We start from the raw sequence: 7,257 nt of genomic DNA on the forward strand, positions 1-7,257 counted from the left end.
ACTGACAATGCTCGCGCCATCCATGCCAGCCTCCTGCACCGGCACGCACCTGAATCAGAAAACCGCAGCGACGGGAATCCCCTTATGATTCAGCACGGTGAGAAACCGCTCTAGCCGATTTCAGCGCTCTGAACAATGAGACCTGCATGTCGTCCTCCTTCTTCTTCAAGACGCATTCCGGATTAGGGCGGCGCGGCGAGGGTCAAGGGATCGCTCTTGCGACCGCTTTAGCGGCGGTAGGGGCAACGATTTTTCGCAGAAAAATGGTGGGACCCTGCCGTCCCTTGAGGCTTGTCGCGCCGCCCGGGATAATAGGACGACTTGAGATAGATTTTTCCCCGCGGCAGCAGCGCCAGGGCGGGCTCGATGCCCGCACTGCCGCTTCCCCGGCCGAGGCGTAGCGAAGGGCAGGCCGAAGGGCCTGACCGATGCGAGCGAGCCGGGCCGGGCCATCCCCGCTCACGACGCCCGACCAGCTCGCCTGCGATCGCTACGGAGCTGCGGCAGCGCATTACCGGAGGGGGGAAGGCGATCGGTCGCGCGGCGTCCAGGCGCGGCCCGACGGGGCCGTGCCAAGGACGCCGCGCAACCGATCGCCTGGCGTGGGGGGAACCGTAGGGTTCCCCCCACAGCAACGCTGACAAAAAAGGACCAGCGCCGGGGCTCGCCCGTCGCTGGCCTAGTGATTCCTGCCAAGGAAAGGGGAGGGGCGGCGCATTCTCGGCTGCGCCGCCCGATGGGGTTAGCTGATCGCCTGCCGCTTGGTTGCGGTGGGAGCGGGTGCCTGTCCGTCGATGCGGAAAGCGTGGGTTGGGACGCGGGCGTTTTTCAGCACCTGCAACAGGTTCGATTGCAGCCCGGAACCCTGACAAACAATCGCTTCGACGGGTGCCAGCTTTGCAAGCTGCTCGTTGCGGACGAACCCGGCGCGGTTGCCATAGCGGCCCGTCTGTGGGGTGAAGGCAACCACGGTAACGCCACGGCTCGCCGCCCATGCTGCTGCGATCATATCGCACCCCTTGCGCTGTGCGGTGGTGCAAAGCGTCATGTGGGGCACGCGGGCCTTGATCTGGTCGAGGCGGTCCCAAAGCTGCTGGAAGTCGTGCCATTCCTGACCGCCCGAAAAGACGACAAGCGGGCCGGTCGGGTTGCGCTTCTCGCGGTGGTCCTGCGCGCGGGCCTTCAGGAAGTCGAGGGCGGCAATCTGGCTTGCGGTGCCTCCGCTCGAAACCTTCGATCCGCGCGCGGGGGACCATGGGTGGCCCGACTGCGCGCGGTAGCAGTCGGCGGCATAGTCGCGCATGCATTCTATAGCGGCGCGGCGCTCGGTCATGGTCTGCGCGCGAAGTTGCAATTCCTCCATTTCCGTTGCGTAGATTTCGGACGGATCATAGCGGCGCGTCATCTCGCCAAGGTCGCGGCAAAGCGTGTCTTCCTCGCGTTCCAGCTTCTGCGCCTCGAAGTGGAACGAGTTGACGAACCCCCATGCGATCGCCTGTGCGCTCGCCTCTAGGCGGGTATCGCGGAACAGGTCGAAAAGAGACGCCATGATCGCCGCGCAATCGTGCTGCGCCTCGATCGGCTCAGGCATGTCGAGTTCCTGACGCTCGCCGCCAAGCTCGACGATGGAAAGCGCGCCAACGTCGCCGAACGCATCCTGAAAATTGGTGGTCGCGGTTTCCTCGGCGTGGCTCTCTGCGATCTCGGCCGCGCGCGGGTCGCTGGCGCCGTCGCTGGCGGTTTCCGTGGCGGGCGTGGTGTCCGTGCTGGCGTGGGTGCCGTTCAACGCTTCGCCCATTTCGGAAAAGCTGTTAAAGCGCGGGGAGGTCGTTTTCTTGGTCATGGTGCTAACCTTTGGCAGGGATGGCGGTTTAGGGTCGGGGGAGCGTTTCAGCCGCTCTCCCCGCCCGTCTTGGTCGGTGTTTTAGAACGCGGGGATTTCGTCGTTCTGCGGCTCGGCAAGCTGGCCGTTGTCGGTCGCGTTGCCGTTGCCGAAACCGTCATCGGCTGCCTTGCGGCGGCTCTGGCGGGTGCCGTCCATGTTCTCGCGGCGGGGCTGCGCGCGGTTCCAGACGACGCGGAAACCTTCTTCGTTGTTGCCGAAAAGCGTGATCTGCAACGGCTCGGAAAGGCTGGGGTCGTCCAGCTTGCCCTGATAGAAAACCTCGCCGGTCGAATTGCTGGTCAGCTGCCACAGTGCGCCGATCTGAACCCAGCGGCGGGCGACGTTCAGGGTGACGATCTCGAAAACCGGGGCGCGTTCGTTGTTGCTCTCGACGGGACGAAGGCCAAGGCGCGGGAGGTCGATAGTCGCGGTTGCGATCGAACCAACAAGCTGACCGCTGGCGTTCTTGAACTGACCGATGTTCATAGTCTTAACTCCATCTAGGCGGGGGCCTATCCCCCTGTTTTCCGGTGCTTGGGGCCTTTCCCCTCCGGCATCTTCTTTTTACCCCCTCCCCTCTATTCGGACAAACGGATTGATTACTTGACACTTGGTCATCGTACACGGTGAGTCCGAGCATAAAAGAGCCCCCGACCAGGGGGCGTAAATAACAAATTAAAGACGCATAGACCGCGGTAGCGGGCTATTCTGTTTCTACCGTTCTGATGGGCAAGGCCCGGCCTTTGTTCTCATCGCACCCGGAGCCGTCCTCGCAGGGGCTCAAGAGGCAGGCACGGCCGGCGGGGTCAACATGAATGACGGAGGCTCCGCCCCGCTTGCGGGGTGGAAACCGTAGGGCCTTCAGGCCCGGTATTCTTGTTGAGGCGTCTTCCAATCAAACAAAAACATTGCCCGCTTGCGGGCAATTCAGCTTTGACGCCGACCCCGCCGGACGGGTTTGGCACGCCGAGACACTGAGAGACGGCGAAGGGTGCGATGAGAACACAGGCCCACAAAGAACACATCATGCGCCTAGCGCATGATTCCACAGCCGCAGGCTGTCTGCGGTGGTCGTGGTCCTGGACGTGACGTCAGGGGAGGGGCCCACCCTCCGCCCCGCATCATCCGCGACAATGGCCGCAGGAGGCTCGTGGAAGCGTTTAAGGACGACGGACAAGGGATCGTGACCCGTAAGGGCGAAGACCCGCTTTTCGCGGGGCTCCGGTCGGCTCTTGCCGACTAGAGCCCAGCCCCGCCCACTTGGGCGGGGTGGCCCCCTTATACCTCCCGCCAGTGCATAGCCGTGGGCCACCGCGTCGATCAGACTGCGCCGAACTTCGCAGCAATCGAACGACGTCCTTCAGCGTGTCATCGACGCTGACCATTTCTTCGTTTCGGAGGCGGTTTTATGAGCCTCCTGCCGACTTCGCGCGTTTGAGTAACGGTGTGTCTAAAGGGGCAGGGGACGCGCCGAGGGGTAGGGCCAGACCTTCAATCTAAGCCGTTATAAGATAGGTGATAATACTCCGTGTAATGCGGAACCGCGGCGTCAGATCGCGGGTGTCAATGACAGCAACAAGCAATGCTCGCGACCGGGAAGGACCATCCATATGAACTACGACGAGATGCTACACACGTTGGAGGAGCATCACCGAAGGATCATCGACGGGATAGGCAAAATCGAACGGCATTGCGCGGCGTCCTGCCCCGGCAGCGATCAGTTGGCTAAGGATCGACAGAGCCTTACCAACGCCAGCCTCGCACGATCGAAGTTCGTGAGTGAGACGGTCGTACCTGCCTTGCTCGAAGATGCGGATACAGATCTGCGAAGCGCGCTATCCGATCTCTTGGTCGCCCTGACCGCAAAACGGCTGATGTCGAATGCGCACATTGCCAAATGGACCCACGCCTCGATCGAGGCCGACTGGGCAGGCTATTGCTCCGGCGCTCGCGATATCTGGGCGATGATGAAAACCCAGATCGAGCGTGAACGACGTGTGCTTATCACGCAGTTGCGGCTGCGTTCGGGAGACAAAAAAAGGGCCAGCGTGAGCCGGCCCGGAGAGTTTCTAGGAGAGGATGCCTGAAAGGCGTCCCTATGCTGCAACTGCGAACATCGTTTTGCAACAGCGAACAGGCTTGAACCCGACATTTTTCGGGCGATATCGCGTGCTAGCCGATGCCCGTGTCCTGCGTCGCTGATCGGCTATCCGGAGGGGCATTGAGCGACACACGTATCGGAACGGTTGAGCGGGCATTCCAGTTGTCGCGGGAAGGGGCCTGTCGTTCGGTTTCGGACATTCGCGATCGCTTGAGTGCCGAAGGCTATGAAGGCGTATTCAGCCACCTGAATGGCATGAGCATAAGGCGTCAGTTAAACGCCGCCCTCGAAGCCCGCGGCGTAGCCGCTACCACGGACACCGACGACGAGTAGGCCTGCACTGGTCGTCGTTAAACGGCCGTTTTTAGCGGCTCCGGCTTCTTGCCGTCCGGAAGCTTAGCGCGAAGGTGCTCATGGACTATCGCCGCGGAGAACGGCTTACCGATGAACGTCGCCTTCTCCGGCATTTCACCGGGCTCTGGTTTGATCCGCCCGCTGGCAATGACGATCTCGATCCACGGCCAATGCTCGTCGACGTAGCGCGCCAGGGCAAAGCCGTTGGTGTCACCCGGCATTTCAACGTCCGAGAAAAGGAGAGTGATGTTCTCGGCGTGCTCCGGAAGCATCGCTTTGGCGGCGTCACCGTGGTCGGCCGAGTGGCAACGGAAGCCAGCATCTTCAAGAATGTCGCACGTAGACATGAGAAGAAGCGGATCATCATCGACGGCCAGAGCATAAGGGGCGGTAGACAGGGTCATGGCGCATTAACCAACGATTCCCAAAAGCGGCCCCGGCAAGAATGTGCAAGGTCGTCAGCTTATTGAGTGGACCGGGCCTCGATCGCCTCCTGAAGGAGACACGCCGAAACGCTTCCGCCCTCGTCCTCGCGATCGAGCAGAGCGAGCGCCATCTTCATTAGGTTCAGCGGAACATCCACCGGCTGCCGATCGGCAGAAGGGGAGTCCGGAAGTGCATCAGTCATCCAACCTACAATACCTTGATCGAGATTAGACGGCGTTTGATGAACGCTTCCGAAATCGTGCGCTGGATCCGCGTCGCAACCTTTTGATTTTGCGCATCTCGACGTCGTGTTGCTCAGTCGGCGAAGGTCCAGGGGTCGAGGAGTGTCACGCCGGTTCCCGCAAAGTCGGCGAGGTTCCTGGTAACAACCGTTAGATCGTGTGCGAGCCCCGTCGCTGCGATCCACGCGTCGCGCTCGCTTTTGGTTTCCGGGACATGCAGCCGCGCGCAGCGCAGCGCGATCGCCGTGTCCACAGGCAGGACGCGACTGGTGAACGCCAGCATAACCTTCTCGTGGAGCCAGAGCCGTAGCACGCCCGCCTGTCTAGCATCGCGCCGTTCGAGTAGCGCGATGCCGAGCTCGACTTCCATGATCGTAATGACTGAGAGGTACATGTCGGCTTGATCGACGCTGCTGGCCCATGCTTCCACAGCTGGATTGATCTTTCCGCTGCGGCGCTTGCGCAGTTCGGAGAGGACGTTGGTATCGAGCAGGTACATCAGTCGAATACTGCCGGCCGCGGGAAGGATTGCGGTCGCCTAAAGTCGACCTCAATATCGCCGACCTCGTCCATGTCCAGCGCGTCGAGGATGTTGCCGGGGGGTGCCTTTAGCCTCTCATATTCAGCAAACGGCATCACCGCGATGATCGGCCGACCGCGCTCGGTGATGATGACGGGACCGTCCACGGCAGCGCGCTTTATGCGCCCCGGTTCGCGATTGAAGTCGCGACTGGAAAAAGTTTGCATTTCGGGTTGACCTTGTTTGTCGTGACGTACAGACATTGTCGCAGGTGGCGGAATTGTCAATGTTCGTCATGCGGCCATGGAACCGGGCGCGTGACGGTCGGAGCAAGTCCGAGGCCTCACCCGAAGGAGAATATGATGAAGGTCCAGGACATGATGCGGGGGTACGATTACGACCTCCCGCTGCTCGACGTGCTGAACAACAATGAGAAGGACGACAACGGCGATCCGCAGATATCGGTCGATCGCAGGGTGCTTGCAGGCGCCACGGTCGGCATCGGCCTCGACGTCGCCTATCTCGCGATCACGGAGTTGCAGGAGGCGTTTACCGCGCTCGCAAGCGACGTTCGCAACACGACGGCATACAGAGAAGGCTATAAGGATATCGAGGAAATCCTGCGCGACAAGAACCCGTACCAGATGCGCCTTTGGTATCTGCTGTACGACACGCCGATCGAGCAGGCGATCACCGAGTTGGCCTGGCTGCAGAGCTTGACGTATCGTCGTGGCCGGATGTGCAACGTGATGCGTGAGCAGAAGCTACCGGTGCTGTACGCGACGAACGCTGAACTGTGTGAAGGCCGCACGGCTGCGCAGATCATAACCAACGTATCGAGCGCAGGCTGACAATCGACGCCCGGTCAGGCGACCAGGGCGAGAAGACTCTCCGGCTGATGTGGCCGGCACCGGGAGACGCGGAAGGGCTGGATGGGATTGTCGGTGCGGACCACGAACTGGTCGACGCCGGTATTCTCGCGAAGCTGAATGGCGACGGCGTAGGCGTTCTCGAATGACGCGAGCGAGCTGCGGCGAGCCGAAAGTGCAATGACGGTCATGTTGATGTCCCTTCGGGGTTGATGTCCTTCGGGTGAAGTCCTTCGGGTGGTGCGCCGTATGGCGAGTGGAACGGCCGGAACGGCTCGTTCATGGAAAATTGAGGATGAACCGTATAACGGGGGTGGTGGACCGGAATCGTCGCTAACGCGTTGAGCCTGTCTATCCACCGTTTCGACGGGGGATCCTTCGATCGACGGGGTCGGGACCGCTGCTATCGGTTCCGGCCCCGTTATCGTTTTAGCGCGGGAGGGCGTTAGCGCAGATCGGACAAGAGCCGCTGCGCAGCTGGGTAAATCTCTTCTTCCTCACGCCTGGTTAGCCGTTCGAGTGCAACGTGAAGCCGGCGTGCGCTGGCGGTATATTCAGACCAATCGGCTTGAACGGTTCGAGCGTGCCAGTCACCGATATGGGCAGAATATGCCAAGCGAAGATCACGCGTTTCCGCCGCGATATCGGCGAAAGCCGGGATCTGTGTCGTCGTAAGCCTGCGCGCCCGCAAGGGCGCATGCAACTCTTCCTCTTCGGTCTTGAGGTGCTTTGCAATCAGTCGGGCTAGAGCGGTTTCTGATCAGTCTGCATCGTAACCAGCGGCTGCAAAATAGTTCGAGCATTCCTGGGGTGAGTAGAGGTCCACGATGCGGCCGATGGCGTCCCAGAGGCCATGGATG

At 61.2% G+C, this 7,257-nt stretch carries 10 protein-coding genes and 1 pseudogene; 3 read left to right on the forward strand and 8 right to left on the reverse strand.

The window, feature by feature from the left end; translation table 11 throughout:
- Nucleotides 1-742: 742 nt before the first annotated feature.
- Entirely contained in the window at nt 743-1,843 is a 1,101-nt protein-coding gene (locus U1708_RS20290) for a DUF2493 domain-containing protein (RefSeq protein WP_332748092.1), read from the reverse strand.
- An 81-nt stretch (nt 1,844-1,924) separates the two neighbouring features.
- Nucleotides 1,925-2,371, reverse strand: coding sequence for a DUF736 domain-containing protein (locus U1708_RS20295; RefSeq protein WP_332748094.1), 447 nt, complete (start codon nt 2,369-2,371; stop codon nt 1,925-1,927).
- Between the two features lie 1,124 nt (nt 2,372-3,495).
- Between U1708_RS20295 and U1708_RS20300 the strand changes: the two genes are divergently transcribed.
- Both U1708_RS20300 and U1708_RS20305 read left to right on the forward strand, forming a co-directional pair.
- Nucleotides 3,496-3,972: a hypothetical protein gene (locus U1708_RS20300; RefSeq protein WP_332748096.1), complete on the forward strand. Its 477-nt coding sequence runs from the start codon at nt 3,496-3,498 to the stop codon at nt 3,970-3,972.
- Nucleotides 3,973-4,106: 134 nt separating this feature from the next.
- Complete coding sequence (locus U1708_RS20305) at nt 4,107-4,319, forward strand: hypothetical protein (RefSeq protein ID WP_332748098.1); 213 nt, start codon at nt 4,107-4,109, stop codon at nt 4,317-4,319.
- A 17-nt stretch (nt 4,320-4,336) separates the two neighbouring features.
- On the opposite strand, the gene U1708_RS20310 is transcribed toward U1708_RS20305, so the two are convergent.
- From U1708_RS20310 to U1708_RS20325, 4 genes are all read right to left on the reverse strand, one after another.
- The gene (locus U1708_RS20310; RefSeq protein ID WP_332748099.1) at nt 4,337-4,744 is read right to left on the reverse strand and encodes a response regulator; all 408 of its coding nucleotides are present in this window, start codon (nt 4,742-4,744) and stop codon (nt 4,337-4,339) included.
- 59 nt (nt 4,745-4,803) lie between these two features.
- On the reverse strand, nt 4,804-4,968 hold the full coding sequence (locus U1708_RS20315) for a hypothetical protein (protein WP_332748101.1): 165 nt from the start codon (nt 4,966-4,968) through the stop codon (nt 4,804-4,806).
- Nucleotides 4,969-5,081: 113 nt separating this feature from the next.
- Nucleotides 5,082-5,507 (reverse strand): type II toxin-antitoxin system VapC family toxin, encoded by a 426-nt coding sequence (locus tag U1708_RS20320; protein WP_332748103.1) that lies wholly within the window; start codon nt 5,505-5,507, stop codon nt 5,082-5,084.
- Nucleotides 5,507-5,791: a type II toxin-antitoxin system Phd/YefM family antitoxin gene (locus U1708_RS20325; protein WP_332748105.1), complete on the reverse strand. Its 285-nt coding sequence runs from the start codon at nt 5,789-5,791 to the stop codon at nt 5,507-5,509. Before U1708_RS20325 ends, U1708_RS20320 begins: the two co-directional genes overlap by 1 nt.
- Before the next feature lie 99 nt (nt 5,792-5,890).
- Here U1708_RS20325 and U1708_RS20330 point away from each other — a divergent pair, with 99 nt between their 5' ends.
- Entirely contained in the window at nt 5,891-6,379 is a 489-nt protein-coding gene (locus U1708_RS20330) for a hypothetical protein (RefSeq protein ID WP_332748107.1), read from the forward strand.
- Between the two features lie 14 nt (nt 6,380-6,393).
- Here U1708_RS20330 and U1708_RS20335 read toward each other — a convergent pair whose 3' ends face one another.
- Both U1708_RS20335 and U1708_RS20810 read right to left on the reverse strand, forming a co-directional pair.
- Entirely contained in the window at nt 6,394-6,588 is a 195-nt protein-coding gene (locus tag U1708_RS20335; RefSeq protein ID WP_332748109.1) for a hypothetical protein, read from the reverse strand.
- A gap of 569 nt (nt 6,589-7,157) precedes the next feature.
- A pseudogene (locus U1708_RS20810) lies at nt 7,158-7,257 on the reverse strand (IS630 family transposase); the annotation flags it as partial.

It is taken from the genome of Sphingomonas arabinosi (assembly GCF_036663715.1).
Lineage (GTDB): Bacteria > Pseudomonadota > Alphaproteobacteria > Sphingomonadales > Sphingomonadaceae > Sphingomonas.